This is a genomic window from Amycolatopsis balhimycina FH 1894 (genome assembly GCF_000384295.1).
Taxonomy (GTDB): domain Bacteria; phylum Actinomycetota; class Actinomycetes; order Mycobacteriales; family Pseudonocardiaceae; genus Amycolatopsis; species Amycolatopsis balhimycina.
On the sequence record NZ_KB913037.1, the window covers coordinates 10,453,499 to 10,474,827 of the forward strand.

Consider the following 21,329-nt stretch of genomic DNA (forward strand, 5'->3'; position numbering starts at 1 on the left):
GAACGCCATGCCAGACGGAATACAGACGAACATCGCCGCGATCTCCGCCTACGCCCGGCAGCTGCCCTACTACGAGCAGGAAGCGGAGAAGTTCGGCGCCAAGATCGACGCCGCGGACGTGACCGGCGAAGCGTGGGGCCTCGTCGGCCTCTTCGCCAAGCAGGGCTACACCGAGCGCCTCACCGAGCTGCGTTCCCTGCTCACCGACCTCAAGGACGGCGTGGACGGCTTCACCACCAAGCTCACCAAGGCCGCGGAGATGTACCAGGGCGCGGAAGACGCCGGGAAGGTCACCTTCGGCCGGTACGAGGCGGAAATCGACGCGGTGGGGAAGGGCGAATGACCGAGCCGAAGAAGAGCATCGCCGACGCGCTGAACGTCGGGGCCTACGACGAGAGCACGGGCGCCAACCTCGACCGCGCGGCGGGCTACGTGCCGGTGGCCGGCACCGCCTACAAGGCCGGCAAGAAGATCGGCGAGCACGCCCGGCAGGCCGCGGAGGCCGACGGCCCGGGCGAGCTGGCGTCCGCCGGGGCCGCGCTGGTCGGCGACGGCGCGGCGTTCGTCGGCGCCGCCGCCGGCGACATGGTCACCTTCGCCATGGACCCGATCGGCTGGCTGGTCAGCCACGGCCTCAACATGCTGCTCGAACTGGTCCAGCCGCTGCAGGACGCGCTGCACCAGGTCACCGGCGACGGCCCGGCCATCGGGCACGCGTCGGAAAACTTCGTCACGATCGCGCAGGGGTTCGTCGCGCTCGCCGACGACTTCGAGCGCACCGGCGACGCTGCGCTGGCCGAGTGGGTGGACGAGGCGGGCAACGCGGCGAAGGAAGCCCTCGGCGACTTCTCCGCCGGCATCCGCGGCGTCGGCTCGGCCGCCGGTTCGGTGGCCGAGGTGCTGCAGATGTGGTCGATGGTCATGGTGGTCATCGAAGAGGTGATCAAGGGGATCATCACCGAGCTGGTCTCCTGGCTGATCACCCTGTGGCTGCCCGCGCTGGCCGCTTCGGTGATCAGCTTCGGCGGCACCGTCGCGGCGGCGATGACCGCGTCCATCGCCAAGGCGGCCAGTGTGCTGCAGAAGGTGACGCGTTATCTCGGCAAGTTCGGCAAGCTGCTCGACAAGTTCATGGAGTTCCTGGTCCGGTACTCCGGGAAGCTTGAGGTCTTCACCCGCAAGCTGCGCGTCGGCGTGATGCCCGGCGAGACGAAGTTCGGCTTCGGCGCGGTCGCCGAGGGCTGGCAGCCGAGCAACCGGGCACTGACGACGATGTTCGGCACCTCGGCCGGCGTGAAGCCGTTCCTCGCCGGCGCCGGCGTGAAGGCCGGCACCGGGGCGGGCAAGGGCGCCTTCGCCGAAGGCAAGGAAGCCGTCACGGCCGAGGGGGACGAACCGTGGTTCGACAAGAGCGAGATCGGCGGGGACCGCAGCCCGGAGGAGACGCGCAAGGACCTGGACATTTGAGCGGGTTCGCCGAAAACGTCGAGAGCTGGGCCGAGCAGACCCGGGTCCGCCCCGGGTTCCGGGAGCGGGTCGAGGTGCTGGTGCGGGACCGGTGGCGCGAGCCGGTCATCGTGCTGCATCTCGGCGACACCGACGTGGGCTACGACGTCCCCGGCCGCCGCCAGGACGGCACCGTCGAGGGGAAGCGGCTCGTCCGGCGGTTCTTCTGGAACATCCTGCGCGGGATCGGCGCCGCGGTGTTCGCCGTCTTCGCCCTGGCGAACGGCGAACGGCCGGGACTGCCGTTCCAGCGGAAGATCGGCGTTTCGGGCCCGGAGAACGCGATGGCGCTCGACCTGGCCGACCGGCTCCGGCCGGTGAAGGGCGCGTGGCTGGCGTGCTCGCCGTCGTGCCTGGCGGTGGTGGACACCGGGACGACCGCCACCGATCCGGCCGACGCGCCCCCGCCGCGGATCGTCTGGGAAGCACGCAGGCCGCAGGCGCCGGAGCTCAGTTTCCGCAAAAGCACGCTGACCTGGCCGGACGGCTCGATCTTCCGGCTTCCCATCCACGGCCGCACCGAGCAGCAGCACCTGCGGAAGTTCCTCGAGTTCCCGGACGTCGTCCACTGGAACGGAAAGCCGCCGCAGCGCTGAAGCAGGCCACCGGCCGCTATTCGCACGCGAGGCGCGCCCACACGATCTTGCCGTCGTCGTGGTGGCTGACGCCCCAGGCGAAGGCGAGCTGGTCGACCAGGAGCAGGCCGCGCCCGCCGGTCCGGCCGGGCACCCGTGGCCGCGGCTCACCGGTTCCGACGTCGGCGACGGCCACGGTGATCACACAGGGGTCGAGCGCGTGGTGGATGCGCAGCTGGTCCGGCCCGCCGGCGTGCACGTACGCGTTCTCCAGCAGCTCCCCGACGACGATCAGGACGTCGACCCGGTGCCGTTCGGCGAGCGACGCCAGCCTGGCCTCGGCCCACCGGCGGGCGCCCGCCAGCCCCGGAAGGCCGGCACCGGAGACGTCCAGCACCTGCCACCCCGGCTCGTCCGCCGCTCCCCAGTTCACTTGCACCGTGCGGACCCCTCCTTTCGAAGAGGTCTACCCGGAAACGCGGCCGATACTCATGCGGCCGTTCAGTGCAGGCCGATCCGCCAGAGGAACGCTTCCCGCAGCGCGGCGATCAGGGCTTCGTCGTCGACCTCGGTGGGCCGGTCGCCCATCGGCAGCCAGGTCTCGTCGTCCGGAATGCCGGCGATGACGCGGGTGAGCGTGACACCGGGGTAGGAGAGTGTCTCGTCACTGCCGCCGAAGTCGGGGACGGCGACGCGGCGGGATTCCGCCCGGAGGAGCACCTGCCGCTGGTCGTTCATGTCGCGCAACTTCCCGGAAACCGTGGGGCTTGCCGGTGTCCAGCATAGACACGCGAACGGCGGGGCAGCTTCGTGCGAACAGGGGTATCTTGTTCACCTCAGTTCGAAAACCGCTGTGACACAACATCTCCGCTGCAACCCGAACGCACGACCGGTGGGGGCACCACGCGGTGCCCCCACCGGTGCGGTCAGTCGCGGCGGTGGAAGATGAGCCGGTAGCCGGCCAGGATGATCAGGGCGCCCAGGATCGCCAGGCCCCAGGTGCGCAGGTCGAAGAACGTGCCGAGCTGGGTGTGGAACAGCGTCTTGCCCACCCAGCCGCCGACGAACGCGCCCGCGATGCCCAGCAGGATCGTGATGATGCAGCCACCCGGGTCCTTGCCCGGCATGAGAGCTTTCGCGATCACCCCGGCGATGAGACCGAGCACGATCCAAGCGATGATGCCCACGGGGGGTGTCCTCTCGTCCGCTACTTCTTGACGGCACAGGATGGCAGGCGCCCGCCTCCCCGGCTCGCCGAACCACGCCGACGTGACCTGGATCTCACCCGATGGTCACCGGTGGGAGAACGGCCCCCACCGCTTGACGGCGAACGAGCCGCCGTGGCGTTCGACCTCCAGCGCGCTGTGGCCGCCGAAGTGGGCGGGCAGGAGCAGGACGGCTTCGTCGGCGGCCCAGCCCAGCAGGCGGCGCCGGGTGTCGTTCGCCTGGGCCGGGTCTTCGCAGAAACAGCTGCTGTGCCCGGGTTCCGCGAGCTGCAGGGGAGTGTGCAGCAGGTCGCCGGCGAACAGGGCCCGGTCGCTCCCGGACGCCAGCTTCACGACGCTGGAGCCGGGGGTGTGGCCGGGTGCGGCTTCGAGGCGGAGGTGGGCGTCGATCGTGTGGCTGTCTTCCCACAGCTGGACCTGGCCTGCCTCGTGCACCGGCTGGATGCTGTCTTCGAAGGCGTGTTCGTTGACGCCGCCGGCGACAGCCGGGTTGCGGGCCGGATCCCAGTGCTCGAAGTCCGCGCGGGGCATGAGGTAGGTGGCGTTGGGGAAGGTCGGCACCCACGCGCCGTCGGCGAGGCGCGTGTTCCACCCGATGTGGTCGAGGTGCAGGTGGGTGTTGACGACCAGGTCGACGTCCTCCGGCCGGACGCCCGCTTCGCGGAGCCGGTCCAGGTAGTCCAGCCGCAGGTGGTCCCACGCGGGGACGGCCGGGCGGTGCTTGTCGTTGCCCACCGCGGTGTCGACGAGGATCGTGCGGCCTTCGCTGCGCAGCAACCAGGTCTGCATCGCCGAAAGGACCAGGTCGTCGGCGGTGAGGTGGTCGGGCTCCAGCTCGTGGCGGTGCTCCTGCCACGCCCGCTCCGGCAGGTCCGGGAAGAAGTCCCGCGCCGGCATGACCGGGCCGTGCTGCTCTTCGACGCGCGTGACGGTGACGTCGCCGAGCTTGATTTCGTTCATCTTTCTCTTTCTCCTGGGGTGTTTCGGGCGCGTTCGACCCGGCATTCGTCGCGAATGCCTTGGGGGGTAAGGGGTGTGTCAGCCGTGCGCGGGCTGGGTGCGGCGCGCGGTGATGGTGGTGTGGGTCAGCAGGGTCATCGCCGCGTGGGACGGGGAACCGGGTTCGGTGGTGGCGACGACGACGTGCTGCTCCTGCTCGGTGCGCAGCGCCTGGTGCGTGACCGTCATCGTGCCCACCAGCGGATGGCGCATTTCGTAGACCGCGTCGCCGCCGGACTTGACCCGCTGGTCCGCCCAGAAGGACGCGAACTCGTTGCTCCGCACCGAAAGGTCGCCGACCAGCGCGGCCAGCCGCGGATCGTCCAGGTACTGTCCGGACGCCATCCGCAGCGTCGCCACCACCGCGCGGGCCTTGGCGGTCCAGTCGGCGTACAGCTCGCGGGTGTGCGGGTCGAGGAACACCAGCCTCGCCATGTTCGGGCGGTGTCCGGGCTGTTCGGGAGCGTGCGGGTCGAGGTGCCCGGCGAACAGGGCGTGCCCGGCGGTGTTCCACGCCAGGACGTCGCTGCGCCGGCCGAGCACGACCACCGGCACGTCGCCGAGGGTGGCCAGGAGCTGCCGGACGGCCGGGGTGACGCGCTCCGGCGCCGGACGGCGGCGGGTGCCCGGCTTCCGGGCTCCGGCCGCCAGTTCGTGCAGGTGCCGCCGTTCGGTGTCGTCGAGCCGGAGGGCCTGGGCGAGCGCGTCCAGCACCTCGGGCGAGGCGTTGGCGGACTGGCCCTGTTCGAGCCGCGAGTAGTACGGCGCGCTCACCCCGGCGAGCTGGGCGAGCTCTTCGCGGCGCAGCCCCGGCACGCGGCGGCGGTCCCCGTACGTGGCCAGGCCGACGTCTTCGGGCCGCAGGTGGGAACGGCGGGTCTTGAGGAACTCGCCGAGTCGTCGTCTGGCCTCCATGAAGCCAGTATGGGCAGCGGCGGGGTAGCGCAGCCACACCCTCGTGGGGTCAGGCTCGCGGAGTAAAAAAGGGGCCCGTCCGGGAACTGTCCCGGACGGGCCCGTCGTGATCAGGCCGGCTCAGCCACCGCCGTAGGTGGCCTGGGTGACCGCGAAGACGTTGCGGCTGCCCGCGCCTTCCTGCAGCGACCACAGCAGGTCGGCGCTGGTGTCGTCCTCCCAGTAGGAAATGCTCTCGCCACTGCTGACCCAGGCGAAGGTCTGCGCGGCGGCCGACGGCTTCCAGTAGTAGAGCTGCTTCTGGCCGGACGACTGGAACCACCAGCGGCCGTTGTGCGAGGCCACGCCGTTGAGCTTGTACCAGGGCAGCTGCAGCGCCTGGCTCGCCGTGGTCGTGGCGGCGAAGGTGCCGGAGGAGGCAAACGGGTAGCGGATCGCCCGCGGCGCCCGGTTCGGGTAGTCCGTGCAGCCGGACGGGCAGGTGTACTCGGTCATCACGATCGACTTGCTGACGCGGTCGAGGGAGATCGACGACCACGCGAGGTTCGTTCCCGACGTCGTCTTCGAGGCGATCGTGCCGACCTGCGGCAGGACGTAGGTGTAGTTGTGGGCGTAGTACGTGCTGCCGCTCTGGTGGCCGATCTGGTCGGCGGTGCCGCCGCCGTTCGTCTTGAGGATCTTGCGCATGTCGAACACGCGCATGCCCTTCCCGGTGTCGGCGACGTAGAGGTAGTCGCCGTACCAGGACATGCCGCCGGCGTGGATCGGGATGTCCTTGAAGTCCGGTGCCGCCGCGGTCCCGGTCGGCTCGACCAGCAGGATCTTGCGGTACTTGTTGGGGTAGGTGGAGTCCCAGTCGACCAGGGTGATCCGGCTGCGCGACTGGTCACCGCTGCAGCCGTCCTTGGTGTACCAGCTGACCGCGATGAGCTGGTGCCCGTCGTAGTTGCCGCCGTTCGCCGTCCCCACGGCGTCGCGGCTGGTGGTGATGCCCTGCGGGTAGTTGGCGCAGTCGGAGTTGTCGTCGCTGTCGAACCGGAACCCCGTGGAGAGCCCGGCGACGGAGAACGACGACGGCAGCGCGGTGCGGTCGTGGTTCGCGTTCTCCATGACGGTGTGGACGGCCGCGGTGCCCAGCGTCGACACCAGAGCGCTGTTCACCGCGTCGAACTGGTTGTAGCCGGCGGTCAAGGTGTATTGGTCCGCGGGCAGGGTCGTCGGCGCGGCCGCGGCGGCGGCCGCCGGCGCGGCGACCAGGCCCGCGAGCACGCCGGCGGCCAGCGCGGCCTTGGTGAGACGGTGCAATGACATGGGACCCATCGTCGGCGCGGGCCGTACAAGAGCCGTACAAGCCGCCCATGGCAGTCCACATCGGACGGGGGCCGGCTCACCCGAGACCGCGCCGGAGAACGTCGTGAACGACTCTTTCCTGTCGCCGGATGACAGGAAAGAGTCGTTCATGACGTCGGGGGAGCCGCGGCTGCCCGGCGCGCGAGGATCTTCAGCGACTGCTCGCACCACCGCAGGTTCTCGCGCTCGAACGACAGGCCGCGCATCAACGTCAGGTACGGGCCGATCCGCTCGGCTTCGGCGAGGTAGTCGTCCTCGAAGCGGCCGTCCAGCAACCGCGCGCGAAGCCCTTCGTAACGGGTGATCTTCGCCTCCGCCCGGCTCAGCCGCTCCTCGAGCGCGCGCCGGACCGCCGCCCCGTCACCCGCGTCGACCGCCTGGACCTGGACCAGCAGCTCGTCGCGGATCACCCCCGGGCGCGGCGGGCGGGCCGTGAACTCGTGCAGTGCCCGGTGCCCGGCTTCGGTCAGCGAGAACAGCCGCTTGTCCGGCCGCCGCTCCTGGTGCACGACCCGGGCGTGCACCAGCCCGTCGGCCGCCATGTGGTCGAGCTCGCGGTAGAGCTGCTGCGGCGTCGCCGCCCAGAAGTTGGCCACCGAGGCGTCGAACCCCTTCGCCAGGTCGTAGCCCGACGCCTCGCCCTCGAGCAGCGCCGCCATCAGTGCGTGCCGCAGCGCCATACTCAACTAGTTGATTGCTTCGCGCTGGATCCGGTCGAACTGCGCCGCCATCGCCTCGGCCAGCGCCTGCGCCGCCGACAGCGGGCGGACCATCACCGTGAACTCGTCGATCAGGCCGTGTTCGTCCAGGTGCAGGAAGTCGCAGCCCTCGACCCGCACGTCGCCGATCCGGGCTTCGAAGACGAGCGCGTGGTCCCGGCCTTCGCCGCCGGTCAGCTCGCGCACGTACCGGAAATCCTCGAACACGCGCAGGACGCCGCGCAGGATCGCGGCCGTGATCGCCTTCCCCGGGTACGGCTTGAACGCCACGGGGCTGCGGAACACCACGTTCTCCGCCAGCGTCGCGGCCATGGCGTCGGGGTCGCGGGCCTCGACGGCCTTGCGGAAGCTGCTCACAGCGCACCTCACCTAGTCAATTTGTTGAGTACCGCAGATCAGCGTACCCGCTCGCCTTCCGTGACCGATCGGCGACGCACAGCTCCACCACAGCCCTGGCACAGCTGTGCTCGCCACGCTGGCCCAAGGCCGGGTCAGGCGGAAGTCAACCGGCCATTACCCCGACCACCACGAAGGGACAGGCATGGGAAACGACCACGAAGGACAGCGGGTCAGCAGGCGGCGGCTGCTCGCCGGCGTGAGCTCGGTCGGCTTGGGCGCGCTCGTCACGGCGTGCGCGGGGAAGAGCCCGGTCACGACGACCACCGGGGAAACGGTCGCGCTGCAGGCGGTCACCGACGCGGACCTGACCGCGCTGTTCGCCGGCGCGCGGACGTGCACGCTCACCGCTTCCACCACGCAGGGGCCGTACTACTTCGACGCCGACAAGATCCGCAGCGACATCCGCGAGGACAAGCAGGGCGTGAAGCTGCGGCTGGCGTTGCAGGTGCAGGACAGCGAGACGTGCAAGCCCATTCCGCACGCGGTGGTCGAGATCTGGCACTGCGACGCGGGCGGCCTGTACTCCGGCGCGGAAGCGGCCTCCGGCGGCGGGGGTGGGACGCCGCCGACCGGCACCCCGCCGACCGGCACCCCGCCCACCGGCACGCCGCCCGGCGGGAACGCCGACCTCGAGCCCACCGACGACAAGCGGTACCTGCGCGGCGCCCAGGTCACCAACCAGCGCGGGATCGTCGAGTTCACGACGATCTGGCCGGGCTGGTACCGCGGCCGCACCGTGCACGTCCACGTGATGGTGCACGTCGGCAACGAGAAGACGCTGACCACGCAGCTCATGTTCGACGAAGCGCTGAACGCCGAGGTGCTGGCCAAGCAGCCGTACGCACAGCGCACCGGCCGGGACACCTTCAACGACGGTGACTCGATCTACCAGCCGAGCATGCTGCTGAAGGTGACCAAGGCCCCTGACGGGTACGTCGGCTGCATCGTGCTGAACGCCGACCCCGACCACGACGGCGTGTAGCCGCTGGTAGACCGGCTTCAGCGCTCGCCGGCCGGGCAGCGGCGCCACTGTACGTGGTCGCCGGCCCGGTCGGCGTGCCAGACCGCGGTGCCCGTGTCGGACTCCCACGTCGGCACGAGCCGGCCTGTGACGACCCGGCCGCGGGCCACCCGGCCGAACAGCTCGACGCCGTCCGCGCGGCGGGCGGGCGGGATCCAGGCCGGGAAACGGGCGCGGGGCAGCTTGTGCTCGATCCACTCCCGCGCGGAGCCTTCGCTGCCGTGGTCGGACTCCACGATGCTCGACACCGGGCCGTCGCCGACGGCGAGGCCGATCGACGCGCGCCAGCGCACGGGGGAGGGGTCCGGTTTCATCGTCTCCAGCGTCCCGGACGGCCGGGTCCGCGGGCCAGTACACGTTCGGATGGATCGGCGTTCACTCACCGTGCCCCCTGTCGCTCGTGGACCCCTGCTGCTTGGGGACGTCTGCGCGCCCGGCGGGTTCCCCTTCCGGGTGATCTTCAATCACGAAATCACGACGCCTTCAGCAGGCGCATGCAGGCCTTTTCGAGCACCGTCCGTGCCTCGTCGCCGTCCAGCCGTGCCGCCCGCTCGAGCGCGGGGGCGATCGTGCGCTCGCCGCGGAAGGCCTCGACCAGCCGGGGGTCCACATAGGACGACCGGCAGACGGCCGGGGTGTTGCCGAGCGCCTTCGAGACCTCCTTCATCACCTTCGCCTCCGCGCGCTTGCGGGCGGTCTCCGACGTCGGCGGGTCCGCCGCGGCGAACGCGGCGGCGGCCAGCACCGTCGCGTTCCAGGTCCGCATGTCCTTCGCCGTGCAGTCCTCGCCGGCCAGCTCCTTGAACCGCTCGTTGATGTCGGCGGCGTGCACCTCGCGCCAGGTCCCGCCCTCGCGGTAGACGAGCAGCCGGTCGCTGCCGGACCGGCTGCGCAGCAGCGACTTCACCACCGCGGCCAGCTCGGGGTCCCGGATCGCCACCTCCCGGTCGAGGCCGCCTTTGGCGACGTAGCAGAACCGGCATTCGCCGCCGCGGACGGCGGCGTGCTCCCGCAGCAGTGTGGCGACGCCGTGGGTGCCGTTCTCCTCCGCGTACTCTTCGCCACCGGTGCGGAAGATGCCCCGGTCCAGCATCCGCAGCGCCGCGGCGAGCACCCGTTTCCTCGTCAGGCCGCGGCCGGCGAGGTCGGCCTCGACCTGGGCCCGCCACTTCGGCAGCCGGCGCGCCAGCTGCAGCACGCGGTCGTGCTTTTCCTCGTCGCGATCCCGCCGCCACTGCTCGTGGTAGAGGTACTGGCGCCGCCCGGCGTCGTCGGTCCCGACCGCCTGGACGTGCCCGTTCGGGTACGGGCAGATCCACACGTTCCGCCACGCGGGCGGGATGACCAGCGCCTTGATCCGCTCGAGCAGCTCGGCGTCGGTCACCGGCGAGCCGTCGGGCATGGCATAGGAGAACCCGCGGCCGCGGCGGATCCGCCGGATGCCGGGGCCGCGCAGGTCACTGCGCCGGAGTCTGGTGCGTCCCACCGCCGCGAAATACCCGCCCGGCGTACCGGGAAACCATGATTGCCGCCCGCCGCGGCGGGTAGCCGCCACGAAAGGACGAAAGGAGCACGCATGACCACCGCAACCAGCCCGCGGGCCGTCCTCACCGGCGCGTCCGGCGGGATCGGGCTCGAGCCGGCGAGGCAGTTCGCCCGGCACGAGGGATCGGCGGACGCATGAGCGTGGTCAAGGAAGTCGCCGAGAAGGCGAAGCGGGTCCAACGCGGCTACGCCGGCGAGGCCGACCGGCCACTGGCCGGCTACGTCGGGGTGATGGGCGTGTACGGCGCCTTCGTCGGCGGGCTGACCCTGCTGGGCCGCGCCGCCGGGGCCCGGCTGCCTCGCCGGTTCGGCGCCGGCGACACGGTGCTGCTGGCCGCGGCGACGTTCAAGGCCAGCCGGCTCCTGGCCAAGGACGCGGTCACCAGCCCGGTGCGCGCGCCGTTCACCCGGTACGAAGAGCCGGCCGGCAACGACGAGCTGAACGAGTCGGTGCCCGGGAAGGGGCCCGTCGAGCACGCGGTGGGCGAGCTTCTTTCGTGCCCGTTCTGCCTGAACGTCTGGATCGGCACCGGGCTCGCCGCGGGCCTGGTGATCGCGCCGCGGCCGGCCCGCCTGGCGGCCACGGTGCTGACCGCCGTGGGCATGGCGGACGCCCTGCACCTGCTCTACGACGCGGGCAAGAAGCTCGCGTCCGGTTAGCCGCCCGAGCCCGGAGGGGACGTTCTTCGCTGCAGAGGGGAGGAACGTCTCCTCCGGCCGGTCACCCCTGTTGTTGCTGTCATCGCGGGCCGCGGTGCAGCGGCCGGACCGCCGGGCCTTGCACGACTTCGCCGTCCACGCCGAACCGGGAGCCGTGACAGGGGCAGTCCCAGGTCCTTTCGGCGTCGTTGAAGGAAACCAGGCAGCCGAGGTGGGTGCAGTGCGCGCCGACCGTGTGCAGCTGCCCGGTGTCGTCGCGGTGGGCGGCGACGAGCTCGCCGCCGACGCGAACCACCTCGGCCTCGCCGGGCTGGAGGTCGTCGAGCTTCTCCGACCGCCACAGCGCCGCGACGTGGTCGCCGACCAGGTACTTCGCGACGATCAGGTTGTCCTGGGCGACCTCGAGGACCGACCGCGGGTCGAAGCGGTTGGGGTCGAACAGGTCCGCGGCCGGGTGTGGCTCGCCGAGGATCCGCGCCGCGAGGACGTGCCCGGCCGCGGTGCCGCCGGTCATGCCCCACTGGCCGAACCCGGTGGCCACCCACAGGTCCTTCGTCCCGGGCAGGTACCGGCCGACGTACGGCAGTTTGTCCACAGTGGACATGTCGTGCGCCGACCAGCGGTGGGTCACGCGGTGCAGGCCCGCGTGCTCGTCCGCCCAGTCCGCGAGCCGCTGGTACCGGCGTTCGACGTTGACGTGGGCGCCGACGCGGTAGTGCTCGCCGCCGGCGATCACCATCGGCGTGCCCCGCTCGGTGTACCTGCGCACGGAATGGTGCGTGTCGGCGTCGAGGAACATGCCTTCCACCGTGGCGTTCCCGGCCGCCGGGCCGGCGACCACGAGATCGCGCACCGGGTCGAGCCGGGCGAAGTACAGGCCGCGGTCGAGCACCGGGTAGTGGGTCGCGACGACGACGTCGCCCGCCACGACGTCGCCTCGCGAAGTGCGGACGGTCTGCCCGTTCACCGCGGTCGCGCGGGCGTGCTCGACGATGGTCCCGCCCGCCCGCTCGATCTCGGCGGCCAGGCCGAGCAGCCACCGGCGCGGGTGGAAGTGTGCCTGCCCGGTGGTCCGCACGGCGCCGAGCGCGGGCACGTCGAGGGCGACGTCCTCGGTGAACGACGCCGGCAGGCCCGCCGCCGCGGCGGCGTCGGCTTCCCGCTTGAGCGAGTCCACCGTCTTTTCGCGCGTGGTGTAGACGTAGCTGTCGGCGCGGGTGAACCCGCAGTCGATCCCCAGCTCGGCCGCCGTGCCGGCGATCCACTCGCCCGCCGCGGCCTGGGTCCCGGCGTAGATCTTCGCGGCTGGAGCGCCGTGCCGGGCCGTCAGCTCCGCGTACTTCGCCCCGTGCTGGGCGCTGACCTTGGCGGTGGTGTGGCCGGACACCCCGGCGGCGACCCGTTCGGCCTCCAGCACGACCACCGACCGGCCGCCGCGGGCGAGCAGCAGCGCGGTGGTGAGCCCGGCGATGCCCGCCCCGAGCACCGCGACGTCGGCGGACCCGGGCACCGGCACGCCGGTGCGATCCGGGGCGGGGGCGGTCTCGATCCACAGCGAAAGCGGCTCGGGCAGGGCTGTCATGCCTGCGGATGCCCGCTCATCGCCGGGCCAAACCGGCCATCCGGCCCGTTTCGGCCGCTCGGCGCGTCGGGTAGCCCCTGGCCATGAGTACGAACATCTTCGTGATCGGCCTGGACGAGGAGAACCGGCGGGTCCTCGATCGCCTGCCCTGGTCCGGGAGCTACCGGTTCCACGGCCTGCTGACCCCCGAAGAGCTGCAGCACGGCGAAATCGACTTCGAAGCACTCCTGAAGACGGCGCAGCACGAGCTCGACGCGTTCGACGGCGACGTCGGCGCGATCGTCAGCTACTGGGACTTCCCGGCCGCGTCGCTGGTCCCCATCCTGTGCGCGCGGTACGACCTGCCCAGCGTGTCGCTGGAGGCGGTGCTGAAGTGCGAACACAAGTACTGGAGCAGGCTCGAACAGAGAAAGGTGATCGACGAGCTCCCGAACTTCGGCATCGTCGACCTCGACGCCGAGCGGCCCGCCCCGCCCGAGGGCGTCGATTTCCCGATGTGGCTCAAGCCGGTCAAGTCGTTCTCCTCGGAGCTCGCGTTCAAGGCCGGGAACGAGAGCGAGTTCGCCGACGCCGTCGCCGAGATCCGGGCCGGTGTCGGCCGCGTGGGGGAGCCGTTCGGGTACGTGCTCGAACAGGTCGAGCTCCCGCCGGAGATCGCCCGCGTCGGCGGCGCGGCTTGCCTGGCCGAAGCGGCGCTGCACGGCGTCCAAGCCGCTGTGGAGGGGTACGTCTACCAGGGCGAGGTCGTCGTCTACGGCGCGCTCGACTCGATCAACTACCCGGACAGCTCGTCGTTCCTGCGCCACCAGTACCCGTCGCAGCTGGGCGAGGAGGCCGTCCAGCGGATGCGCGACGTCGCGGAGCGGGTGATGAAGCAGATCGGCTTCGACAACGGCACCTTCAGCATCGAGTTCTTCTGCGACCCCGAGTCCGGCCAGGTGTGCCTGCTGGAGATCAACCCGCGGCATTCGCAGTCGCACGCCGAACTCTTCGAGTTCGTCGACGGGGTCGCCAACCACGAGATCATGGTGCGCCTCGGCCTCGGCCAGAATCCCGGGCGCCGTCCCAGCAAGGGCAAGTACCAGATCGCCGGGAAGTGGTACCTGCGCCGCTTCGAAGACGGCGTCGTGACGCGCGTGCCGACGGCCGACGAGATCGCGGCGATCCAGGAGCGCGTCGAAGGCACCCAGATCGAGATCATCCCCGAAGCGGGGCAACGGCTTTCGGACCTGCCGGAGCAGGACAGCTACAGCTTCGAGCTGGCCCACCTGTTCGTCGCGGGGCACACCGAGCACGAAATGGTGCAGAAGTACCAGGCGTGCGTCGACGCGCTGCCGTTCGAGTTCGACCAGGCATAAGAGAACGGGGGTCGCGTTCGGACAGTCCGAACGCGACCCCCGCTTTCCCGCGGTCGCTTTTCCTGCGGCGGAGTCAGCCCGACTGCGGGTCGCTGTCGTCGTGCTCGTCACCGCTCGACGTGCCTTGCTCGCCGCGCAGGGTTTCCCGCTGGGCTTCCGGCGTGTCGCCGTGCGGGTCGCGGCCGCCTCCGGCGGGTTCGGTCGGGTGCTGCGTGCGGTCCTCGGACGTCACTTCGGGTCCTCCTTCATCGGTCCTTTCCGGCCCGGGTACCCCTCCGCGGCCGGTCGAACCGCAGCGTTTGCCGCGATCATCGCCGGGTAGCCGGGGGCCGACGCGGTTGTCTCACCGGCGATCGCGCCGGGGACCGCGGCGAGGTGAAGGAGACCGAGATGACCACGTCGGCGGAACCCGTCCGCCCGGGCCCCTTGGCCGCCCGGGCCGTGCCGCCCGTCCCGCGGCTGCTGCGGTTGCCCGGCGTCTACCGCCCCCAGGAGGACACCGCCCTGCTGGCCGCGGCGATCGACGACCTGACCATCCCGGCCGGCGCGCGGGCTCTGGACCTCTGCACCGGCACCGGCGCGCAGGCGCTCACCCTGGCCCGCCGGGGCGCGCGAACCGTGCTGGCGGTGGACCTTTCGCGCCGGGCGCTGGTTTCGGCGCGGCTCAACGCGTTCGCGCGCCGGCTCGCGGTACGCCCGTGCCGGGGCGGCCTCGCCAGAGCACTGGGTGAAGGCCCGTTCGACGTCGTGGTCGCCAACCCGCCGTACGTGCCGTCCCCGGCGCCGACGGTCCGGTCCAGCCGGGGCTGGGACGCGGGCCCGGACGGCCGGGCGGTCCTGGACCCGCTGTGCTCGGCCGCCGGCACGCTCCTGCGCGCGGGCGGGACGTTGCTGCTCGTGCAGTCGACGATGTCCGATGTGGACAGATCACGGGAGCTCCTGGCCGCGCAAGGCCTCCGGACGTCGGTGGCCCGCAGTGCGCGGATCCCGTTCGGCCCGGTCCTGTCCGGACGGACGGCGTTCCTCGAGTCGGCCGGGCTGATCGAACCCGGTCAGCGGATGGAGGAGCTGGTGGTGCTGCGTGCCGACCGCTGAGCGCCGTCCCCGCCGCGTGACCGTCGTACCCGGCGGGCCGGTCCTGGTGGAAGGACCGGTCGAGCTGTGCACGCCGGACGGCGAAGTCGTGAAGTCCGACCGGTTCCTGGTCGCGGTGTGCGCGTGCCGGCGCAGCAAGCGGTACCCGTTCTGTGACACCAGCCACCGCAAACGGGTGCGCACCCAGGACGGCTGAGGCAAGGGACATGAGGGGCACCCTCATGACTTTCAAGTCCATGAGGGTGCCCCTCATGGACTTTCCGCCGGGGCGATCAGCCGAGGGGCCGGAGCAGCGATGAGCGGCCGGCCTTCCAGCTGTTCAGCAACCGTGCGCCGAACCGGCCCTCCAGGAACTCCGTCGCCTGGATGCCGAAGACGACGTCGGCGGCCAGCTCGGGCTCCTGCTCGAGCAGGTCGCCGAGCACGTCGTGGCGCATCACCTGCTCGTGGACCGCGTCGGCCTCGATGTGCTCGGTGTAGAAGAACCGGCACGCCTCCGGGGCGCCGAGGCGCCGCAGGGCCTGGTCCATCCGCTGCGCGGACGGCGCGGTCGTGATCTCCGCCGCCGCGAAGTGGCCGCACAGCGCGCCCCGCAGCGACCGGTGCAGGCCGAACAGCGACATCATGTTGACCACCGCCAGCATCGTGCCGGGGACGTGGTCGATCAGCTCCAGGTAGCCGTCCGGCAGCCCCGCCGCACGCAGCAGATCGGCGTACAGCCGCGCGTGCACGAACTCCGCGCGGCCGCCGCCGAACTCGTCGAACTCCACCGCGACCAGCGCGGCCTTGGCGCGGCCGCGCAGCCGGGGGATCACCCACGCGTGCGGGTCGGCTTCCTTGTGGTGGTAGATCGACCGGTGCGCGAAGTACTCCCGCACCTGCTTCCAGCCGCCGTGGTCGCGCAGGAAGTGCGAGACGCCTTCGGCGTCGACCGGCTCGACCAGCAGGGCGTCGAGTTCGGCCGCCACGTCGTCGCCACCCGCCACGTTTTCGCGAAGTGCGGTGAGGAACCGGGCCTCCAGCGCGCCGCGCAGGCGCAGCAGCTCAGGGTCCCACTCCCAGTCGGCCGACACGCCGGGCAGGCCCTGGTAGTGCAGTTCGTAGCACAGGTGCAGGGCCAGCTGGAGGTCGTCGCCGAGCGGGTCGGCGTCCGCCAGGCCGTCGAAGTCGAGGTCCGCCCGCGGGCGGGCACGCAGGAGAATCGCGAGCACGGACTCCGAGAGGGAGCCCCGGGCGGCCGGGAGTGCGGCCCCGGCGAGGGAGGTCGTCATGACTCCGGCTACCCCGTGAGCAGCGTTCCATGCCCCGACGGCACGGTTCGGGCGGTGAGCCACCGCACCGCGGCCGCCGTCCCGCGCCCGGCCACCGCGCGCTGCTGCACGGACCCGGTGCCGTCGGTGCGCAGTGCCGCGAGCAGGTTCTCGACTTCGTCGAGGTCGCCGCTTTCTTCCAGGGGTTCCCGCACGTGCGCCAGGAGTTCGCCGACCAGCGACCACGCGGGGTGCCGGGTCTCCTCGCCGGCGTCGACGAGTTCCCCGGTGAGGCCGTGGCGCGCCGCCGCCCACACCGCCGCCGCGGCCACCTGCGGGGACAGCGGCGCCGCTTCCCGGCCCCGGTCGAGGTCGGCCAGCGCCCGCTGGACCAGGGCCCGGCTCAGCAGGGCCTGCAGCACGGCGTGGTCGACGGTCAGCGCGGTGTCGGCGATCCGGAACTCGACCGTCGGGAACCGGCCGGAGGGGCGGCCCAGCCAGAACGTCTGGTCCGGGTCCACGAGCGCGCCGCAGCCGACCAGCGTCTCGACCACCCGGCGGTATTCGTCGTGGTCTCGCAGGTACGGCGCGACGCCGGAGCCGGGAAAGCGTGACTGCAGGACCATCCGCCAGCTGTGGTAACCGGTGTCGCGCCCGTGGTCGAACGGCGCGTTGGCCGACAGCGCGAGCAGCGTCGGCAGCCGGCGGCCCAGGTGGTTGACGACGGCGACCGCGGTGTCGGGATCGGCGACGCCGACGTGGACGTGACAGCCGCAGGCGTCGTAGTCGGCGACCACCGCGCCGTAAGCGGCGTCGATCTCGGCGTAGCGGCCCGTGCCTTCGGGCGGCGCGGCGGCCGGTCCGGGCCCGACCGGCGTGCCGGTCGCCAGGAGCGCGCAGTCCTCGGCCGCCGCGGCCCCGGCCAGCACGCGCCGGGCCACCGTCAGCTGGTTCCGGAGCTCGTCGGCGGTGGTGCAGACGCCGCTGGCGGCCTCGATCTGGGTGAGCCGCAGTTCGCGGTGGACCTTGACGCCGTGGGGGAGCGGCCCGTGGTGGCGGTAGCGCGCCAGCACCGGCTCAGCGCACGGCGACGCGTGTCCCGTGCGCGGGTTCACGAGGAGGAACTCCTCTTCGACACCCATCGTGGGCGGGCCGTCGGACATGGGCGGGCTCCTTCCGGACGGTCGTCCGCCGGGGATACCCGTTCCGGCCCCGGAAATGCGCCCGGACTCCGGGCTTGTTTCGCCGTGAGCGCGCCGCGGGTACCTCGCACCCATGACAACTCACGAGCGGGTGCGCGTGGCCACGGTGGATCCGCCGTCGGCACGCCGGTTGCCCGCGCCCCGCGCCTCGTCGGACGGCGACCTGCGGAGCCAGACCCGGTGGAAGAGCGCGGACGCGATCGTCGTGGAGGTCGGCGGGGAGATCGACGCGTGCACCGCGCCCCTGCTGGAAGCCGCGCTGGCCGAGCACGTCCGCGCGTGCCCCGGCGTCCTGCGCGTCGACCTGGGCCAGGTGGGGTTCCTCGGTGCCGCGGGCCTGCGGACGCTGGTCCGGGCCCACCGCGACGCCGAAGCCGCCGGCGTCCACCTCGTCATCGACCCCGGGCGCTCCCGCGCGGCCGTGCGCGCGCTCGAACTGCTCGACGCCCTCGACGTGCCCCTTCGTTAGGGGGTTTCGTCAGCTGCTCGCCGGCGAGTTAGGGGTCTCGTCAGCTGTCGCCGGCGAGCAGGTCGACGACGTCTTCGCCGCGTTGCCGCTCCGCGAAGCGCCGCCGCTGCCGGTCGGCGCCGCCGCCTTCGGCCGCCAGCCGCGCCGTTCCTTCCCTCGCGAATTCGAGGTCCCCGGCCGCTTCCAGCGCGGGCGCCGTCAGCGCGATCAGGTCGTCGAGCACCGCTTTCGCCGGTTCGAGGCTCCCGCTCTTCGGGTGCGGGCAGCAGCCCATGACCCCTTCCCGCGAGGCCCGCCAGAGCTGGGCGCGCAGCACCTCGTTCGAGAGGTACGGCGGCGGATCGTCGTCGTCGAGCGCCGTGGCGACCAGGCCACGGGCCAATACGGCCAGCAGGACCGCTTCCTCCGGCGTCGCGGCGACGTCGGCGATGCGGAACTCCAGCGTCGGCTGCTTCTCCGACAGCCGGACGTCCCAGTAGATCATCCCGCGGTCGAGGATGGAGCCCGCGCGCAGCCACGCGTCGACGATGCTTTCGTACTCGTCCAGCGACGCGAAGCGCGGCGGCGGGCCGGCCGAGGGCCAGCGGCTCCACTGCTGGTAGCGCCAGCTGCTGTAGCCGGTGTCGTAGTCGTCGGCGACCGCCGAGTTCGCGGTCACCGTCAGCAGTGCGGGCAGCCACGGCCGGATCCGGCCGAGCACCCGGATGCCGGTCTCCTTGTCGGGGATCGCGACGTGGACGTGGCAGCCGCAGGTGAGCGAAGTCCGCGCGGTGGCGCCGAAGTGCTCGGCCATCCGCTCGTAGCGCGGGTTCGGCGTGATGCGCGGCGGGTCGCTTTCGGACAGCACCGGGGACCCGGCGGGCAGCAGCCGGCACCCGCGCCGCCGCGCGGCCCGGGCCAGGTCGCCGCGCAGCCCGCGCAGCTGGCGCAGGGCCTCGGCGTGGGTCCGGCAGATGTCGGTGGCGGCCTCGGCCTGCGACCGGGTGAGCTCGTGCTGCAGCTCGCCCTGCTCGTCGCCGGCCGCCTCGGCGGCGTCGACGACGTCGTCGCCGGCCTGGGACAGGTGGCCCCGGCGGTCGACGACGAAGAACTCCTCTTCGACGCCGAAGGTCAGCACATCGCCGGTCGGTTCGTTCACCGGTGTTCTCCTGGAGGTCGTTTTCGGGGTTCCGGGGGCTCCGCCCCGAATGGTGCCACCGGGGACCGCCTGAGTACCCGGGCAGGGAATCCGGCAAACGGCGTTTTCCCCGGCGGAGAGCGGGTATCCGGCCGGTCATGAACCCGAGCGCCGCCTCTTCGCCGTCGCTGCTGGCCGCCGACGCGGGTGCCACCGTGCGCCGGCTGTCACGCTGCGTCGGCGGGGGCGAGCTCGATTCCCCGGCCGAGATGTACCGCGTGCTCGGGGCCCTGCGCCTGCTGGCCGGCGATCTCACCCACCTGCTGCCGGCGCTGCAGAGCCGGCTGGAGGCGGGCCTGCTGTCCGGCGAGGTGGTCCACCTCGGTGACGGCGAGGCGGTCGCGGCCACGTGGGACTCGGTAGGGGAGGTCGGCCGGGCGCTGGCGCACGCCGGGACCGTGGCCTTGCTGATGACGAAGGAACTCGAGAATTCCCAGGTCGCCCTGCGGGACCTGGCCACACCGTGAGGACACCGATGTCGACCGACGCGATCGTGCTGCTCAAGAACGACCACAAGACCGTGGAGAAGCTCTTCAAGCAATTCGAAAAGGCGGGGGAGGACGCGTACGACGAGAAGCGCCGGATCGCCGACTCGATCATCGAGGAGCTGACCGTCCACGCCTACATCGAGGAAGAGATCTTCTACCCGGCCGCGCGGGCGGCCGTGCCGGAGACGAAGGACCACATCCTGGAAAGCGTGGAAGAGCACCACGTCGTCGTGTGGATGCTTTCCGAGCTGCTCGCCATGGACGCGAAGGAGGAGACCTTCGACGCGAAGGTCACGGTGCTCACCGAGAACGTCCGCCACCACGTCGAAGAGGAAGAGGACGAGTGGTTCCCCGAGGTCCGCTCGGCCATGGGCCGCAAGCAGCTGCAGGAGCTGGGACAGCGGATGATCGACGCGCGCCCGAAGGCCCCGAAGAACCCCCTCGACCTCAAGAGCGCGAAGGCCTGATCGCTGCCCGGAGCCGGGCCGCGTGGACACCCCCGGTTGTGTGACCGTGCGTGGTGCGGGTATTCCGGAGGGCATGGAGTGGCACGAGGAGCTGCACGAGCGGGCGGACGAGCGGATCGAGCACCTGGACGAGCGGCTGTGGGCCGTCGCGACCGCGCTGCACGAACGACCGGAACTGTCCTATGCGGAACACGCCGCCGCCGACCGGCTCACGGGCGAGCTGGCCGCGGACGGGTTCGAAGTCGAGACGGGGGTCGCGAGGCTGCCGACCGCGTTCGTCGCGCGCGCCGGTCACGGACGGCCGTGCGTCGCGCTGCTGCTGGAATACGACGCGCTGCCCGGCCTCGGGCACGCCTGCGGGCACAACCTGATCGCCGCGGCCGGGCTCGGTGCCGCGCTGGCCGCCAAGGAGGTGCTGGGGGACAGCCCGGGCTCGCTGCTCGCGGTGGGCGCGCCCGCCGAGGAACGCGGCGGCGGCAAGGTCGCCATGGCCGAGGCCGGCGTCTTCGACGACGTCGACGCGGCCCTGATGGTCCACCCCGGCGTGCACTCGTGGTCGTGGGCTCCGCTGACCGCGCAGGTGGAGCTGAAGGTGACCTTCCACGGCCGTGCCGCCCACCCGACCGGCGATCCCGAGCACGGCATCGACGCCCTCGCCGCGCTGATCCAGGCGTTCGGCGCGGTCTCCGCCCTGCGCCAGCGGCTGCCCGCGGGCTCGCACGTCCAGGGCATCGTCACCCACGGCGGCGAGGCGACGAACATCGTCCCCGACCGCGCCGAAGGCCGGTTCGGCCTCCGCGCGCTGACGACCGACGCGCTGGACCGCCTGGCCGAGGACGTCGCGACCTGCGCCGAGGGTGCCGCGCTGGCGACCGGCGCGAAGGTGGACGTCGAACGCCTCGGGCGCGGTTACGCGCACTTTCGCGACAACCCGGTGCTGTCGGAGCGGTTCACCGAGCACCTGGCGGCCCGCGGGATCCACGCGACTCCGCCGGCGCCCGGCGTGTTCCTGGGGTCGTCGGACATCGGCGACGTCAGCGTCCGCGTGCCGGCGATCCACCCGTTCATCGCGATCACGGCGGAGGAGAAGTCGGTCCACACGCCGGAGTTCGCGGCCGCGGCGGCGAGCCCGCGGGGGCGGGCGGCGATGCTGGCGTCGGCGGCGGCGCTGGCCCGCACGGCGATCGACCTGCGGACGCACCCGGCGCTGGTCAGCCGGGCCTGGGACAGCTTCCGGGACCTGGCGCGGAACGGGCGGTGACGCGGCACCGACCACGCTCGCCCTCCTTCCGTCCGCACCCGGGTACCCGGGTGCGGACGGCGCCT

The 21,329-nt window shown here is 72.0% G+C and carries 27 protein-coding genes; 12 read left to right on the forward strand and 15 right to left on the reverse strand.

Annotation, left to right across the window (positions count from 1 at the left end; genetic code table 11):
• The first annotated feature begins 7 nt into the window (after positions 1-7).
• Genes A3CE_RS0147935 through A3CE_RS0147945 form a run of 3 tightly spaced genes read left to right on the forward strand, consistent with a single transcriptional unit; the run spans position 8 to position 2,102 of the window.
• Positions 8-343, forward strand: coding sequence for a hypothetical protein (locus A3CE_RS0147935; protein ID WP_020647264.1), 336 nt, complete (start codon positions 8-10; stop codon positions 341-343).
• The gene (locus A3CE_RS0147940; protein WP_020647265.1) at positions 340-1,467 is read left to right on the forward strand and encodes a hypothetical protein; all 1,128 of its coding nucleotides are present in this window, start codon (positions 340-342) and stop codon (positions 1,465-1,467) included. Before A3CE_RS0147935 ends, A3CE_RS0147940 begins: the two co-directional genes overlap by 4 nt.
• Positions 1,464-2,102 carry a hypothetical protein gene (locus tag A3CE_RS0147945; RefSeq protein ID WP_020647266.1) on the forward strand — a complete coding sequence of 213 codons (639 nt, stop codon included), beginning with the start codon at positions 1,464-1,466 and terminating at the stop codon, positions 2,100-2,102. Before A3CE_RS0147940 ends, A3CE_RS0147945 begins: the two co-directional genes overlap by 4 nt.
• A gap of 16 nt (positions 2,103-2,118) precedes the next feature.
• Here A3CE_RS0147945 and A3CE_RS0147950 read toward each other — a convergent pair whose 3' ends face one another.
• From A3CE_RS0147950 to A3CE_RS0147985, 8 genes are all read right to left on the reverse strand, one after another.
• Complete coding sequence (locus A3CE_RS0147950; RefSeq protein WP_026469572.1) at positions 2,119-2,520, reverse strand: ATP-binding protein; 402 nt, start codon at positions 2,518-2,520, stop codon at positions 2,119-2,121.
• A gap of 62 nt (positions 2,521-2,582) precedes the next feature.
• Positions 2,583-2,819: a hypothetical protein gene (locus A3CE_RS0147955; RefSeq protein ID WP_020647268.1), complete on the reverse strand. Its 237-nt coding sequence runs from the start codon at positions 2,817-2,819 to the stop codon at positions 2,583-2,585.
• A gap of 188 nt (positions 2,820-3,007) precedes the next feature.
• Positions 3,008-3,268 carry a GlsB/YeaQ/YmgE family stress response membrane protein gene (locus A3CE_RS0147960; protein WP_013225295.1) on the reverse strand — a complete coding sequence of 87 codons (261 nt, stop codon included), beginning with the start codon at positions 3,266-3,268 and terminating at the stop codon, positions 3,008-3,010.
• Positions 3,269-3,373: 105 nt separating this feature from the next.
• A complete protein-coding gene (locus tag A3CE_RS0147965) occupies positions 3,374-4,267 on the reverse strand; it encodes an MBL fold metallo-hydrolase (protein ID WP_020647269.1) in 894 nt (297 codons plus the stop codon).
• A 78-nt stretch (positions 4,268-4,345) separates the two neighbouring features.
• Positions 4,346-5,221 (reverse strand): helix-turn-helix domain-containing protein, encoded by an 876-nt coding sequence (locus A3CE_RS0147970; protein ID WP_020647270.1) that lies wholly within the window; start codon positions 5,219-5,221, stop codon positions 4,346-4,348.
• Between the two features lie 120 nt (positions 5,222-5,341).
• Positions 5,342-6,532, reverse strand: coding sequence for a hypothetical protein (locus A3CE_RS0147975; protein ID WP_020647271.1), 1,191 nt, complete (start codon positions 6,530-6,532; stop codon positions 5,342-5,344).
• A 146-nt stretch (positions 6,533-6,678) separates the two neighbouring features.
• A complete protein-coding gene (locus tag A3CE_RS0147980) occupies positions 6,679-7,251 on the reverse strand; it encodes a PadR family transcriptional regulator (protein WP_020647272.1) in 573 nt (190 codons plus the stop codon).
• A gap of 6 nt (positions 7,252-7,257) precedes the next feature.
• Positions 7,258-7,647 carry a nuclear transport factor 2 family protein gene (locus tag A3CE_RS0147985; protein ID WP_020647273.1) on the reverse strand — a complete coding sequence of 130 codons (390 nt, stop codon included), beginning with the start codon at positions 7,645-7,647 and terminating at the stop codon, positions 7,258-7,260.
• Positions 7,648-7,831: 184 nt separating this feature from the next.
• Here A3CE_RS0147985 and A3CE_RS0147990 point away from each other — a divergent pair, with 184 nt between their 5' ends.
• Positions 7,832-8,671, forward strand: coding sequence for a peptidase associated/transthyretin-like domain-containing protein (locus A3CE_RS0147990; protein WP_020647274.1), 840 nt, complete (start codon positions 7,832-7,834; stop codon positions 8,669-8,671).
• Between the two features lie 17 nt (positions 8,672-8,688).
• Here A3CE_RS0147990 and A3CE_RS0147995 read toward each other — a convergent pair whose 3' ends face one another.
• Both A3CE_RS0147995 and A3CE_RS0148000 read right to left on the reverse strand, forming a co-directional pair.
• Positions 8,689-9,024, reverse strand: coding sequence for a hypothetical protein (locus tag A3CE_RS0147995; protein ID WP_245589743.1), 336 nt, complete (start codon positions 9,022-9,024; stop codon positions 8,689-8,691).
• A 158-nt stretch (positions 9,025-9,182) separates the two neighbouring features.
• A complete protein-coding gene (locus A3CE_RS0148000) occupies positions 9,183-10,196 on the reverse strand; it encodes a DNA topoisomerase IB (RefSeq protein WP_026469573.1) in 1,014 nt (337 codons plus the stop codon).
• A gap of 194 nt (positions 10,197-10,390) precedes the next feature.
• Between A3CE_RS0148000 and A3CE_RS0148010 the strand changes: the two genes are divergently transcribed.
• The gene (locus tag A3CE_RS0148010) at positions 10,391-10,915 is read left to right on the forward strand and encodes a DUF1360 domain-containing protein (protein WP_020647278.1); all 525 of its coding nucleotides are present in this window, start codon (positions 10,391-10,393) and stop codon (positions 10,913-10,915) included.
• A 79-nt stretch (positions 10,916-10,994) separates the two neighbouring features.
• Here A3CE_RS0148010 and A3CE_RS0148015 read toward each other — a convergent pair whose 3' ends face one another.
• Entirely contained in the window at positions 10,995-12,497 is a 1,503-nt protein-coding gene (locus tag A3CE_RS0148015; RefSeq protein WP_020647279.1) for an FAD-dependent oxidoreductase, read from the reverse strand.
• A gap of 83 nt (positions 12,498-12,580) precedes the next feature.
• Between A3CE_RS0148015 and A3CE_RS0148020 the strand changes: the two genes are divergently transcribed.
• Positions 12,581-13,855: an ATP-grasp domain-containing protein gene (locus A3CE_RS0148020; RefSeq protein WP_020647280.1), complete on the forward strand. Its 1,275-nt coding sequence runs from the start codon at positions 12,581-12,583 to the stop codon at positions 13,853-13,855.
• A gap of 73 nt (positions 13,856-13,928) precedes the next feature.
• On the opposite strand, the gene A3CE_RS57620 is transcribed toward A3CE_RS0148020, so the two are convergent.
• Complete coding sequence (locus A3CE_RS57620; RefSeq protein ID WP_020647281.1) at positions 13,929-14,087, reverse strand: hypothetical protein; 159 nt, start codon at positions 14,085-14,087, stop codon at positions 13,929-13,931.
• 158 nt (positions 14,088-14,245) lie between these two features.
• On the opposite strand from A3CE_RS57620, the gene A3CE_RS0148030 reads away from it, so the two are divergent.
• Entirely contained in the window at positions 14,246-14,950 is a 705-nt protein-coding gene (locus A3CE_RS0148030; RefSeq protein ID WP_020647282.1) for a methyltransferase, read from the forward strand.
• On the forward strand, positions 14,937-15,146 hold the full coding sequence (locus tag A3CE_RS0148035; RefSeq protein ID WP_020647283.1) for a CDGSH iron-sulfur domain-containing protein: 210 nt from the start codon (positions 14,937-14,939) through the stop codon (positions 15,144-15,146). Before A3CE_RS0148030 ends, A3CE_RS0148035 begins: the two co-directional genes overlap by 14 nt.
• A 76-nt stretch (positions 15,147-15,222) precedes the next feature.
• Here the strand turns inward: A3CE_RS0148035 and A3CE_RS0148040 are convergent, their stop codons facing one another.
• Both A3CE_RS0148040 and A3CE_RS0148045 read right to left on the reverse strand, forming a co-directional pair.
• Positions 15,223-16,221, reverse strand: coding sequence for an iron-containing redox enzyme family protein (locus A3CE_RS0148040; protein ID WP_020647284.1), 999 nt, complete (start codon positions 16,219-16,221; stop codon positions 15,223-15,225).
• An 8-nt stretch (positions 16,222-16,229) separates the two neighbouring features.
• Positions 16,230-17,363: a carboxylate-amine ligase gene (locus tag A3CE_RS0148045; RefSeq protein WP_020647285.1), complete on the reverse strand. Its 1,134-nt coding sequence runs from the start codon at positions 17,361-17,363 to the stop codon at positions 16,230-16,232.
• 112 nt (positions 17,364-17,475) lie between these two features.
• On the opposite strand from A3CE_RS0148045, the gene A3CE_RS0148050 reads away from it, so the two are divergent.
• Entirely contained in the window at positions 17,476-17,871 is a 396-nt protein-coding gene (locus A3CE_RS0148050; RefSeq protein WP_026469574.1) for an STAS domain-containing protein, read from the forward strand.
• A gap of 40 nt (positions 17,872-17,911) precedes the next feature.
• Here A3CE_RS0148050 and A3CE_RS0148055 read toward each other — a convergent pair whose 3' ends face one another.
• Positions 17,912-19,009, reverse strand: coding sequence for a carboxylate-amine ligase (locus A3CE_RS0148055; protein WP_020647287.1), 1,098 nt, complete (start codon positions 19,007-19,009; stop codon positions 17,912-17,914).
• A gap of 137 nt (positions 19,010-19,146) precedes the next feature.
• On the opposite strand from A3CE_RS0148055, the gene A3CE_RS0148060 reads away from it, so the two are divergent.
• The 3 genes from A3CE_RS0148060 to A3CE_RS0148070 all read left to right on the forward strand — a co-directional run bounded on the left by A3CE_RS0148060 (position 19,147) and on the right by A3CE_RS0148070 (position 21,264).
• Positions 19,147-19,515: a hypothetical protein gene (locus A3CE_RS0148060; RefSeq protein ID WP_020647288.1), complete on the forward strand. Its 369-nt coding sequence runs from the start codon at positions 19,147-19,149 to the stop codon at positions 19,513-19,515.
• An 8-nt stretch (positions 19,516-19,523) separates the two neighbouring features.
• On the forward strand, positions 19,524-20,003 hold the full coding sequence (locus A3CE_RS0148065) for a hemerythrin domain-containing protein (protein WP_020647289.1): 480 nt from the start codon (positions 19,524-19,526) through the stop codon (positions 20,001-20,003).
• Positions 20,004-20,076: 73 nt separating this feature from the next.
• Positions 20,077-21,264, forward strand: coding sequence for an amidohydrolase (locus A3CE_RS0148070; protein WP_020647290.1), 1,188 nt, complete (start codon positions 20,077-20,079; stop codon positions 21,262-21,264).
• The last annotated feature ends 65 nt before the right edge of the window (positions 21,265-21,329 follow it).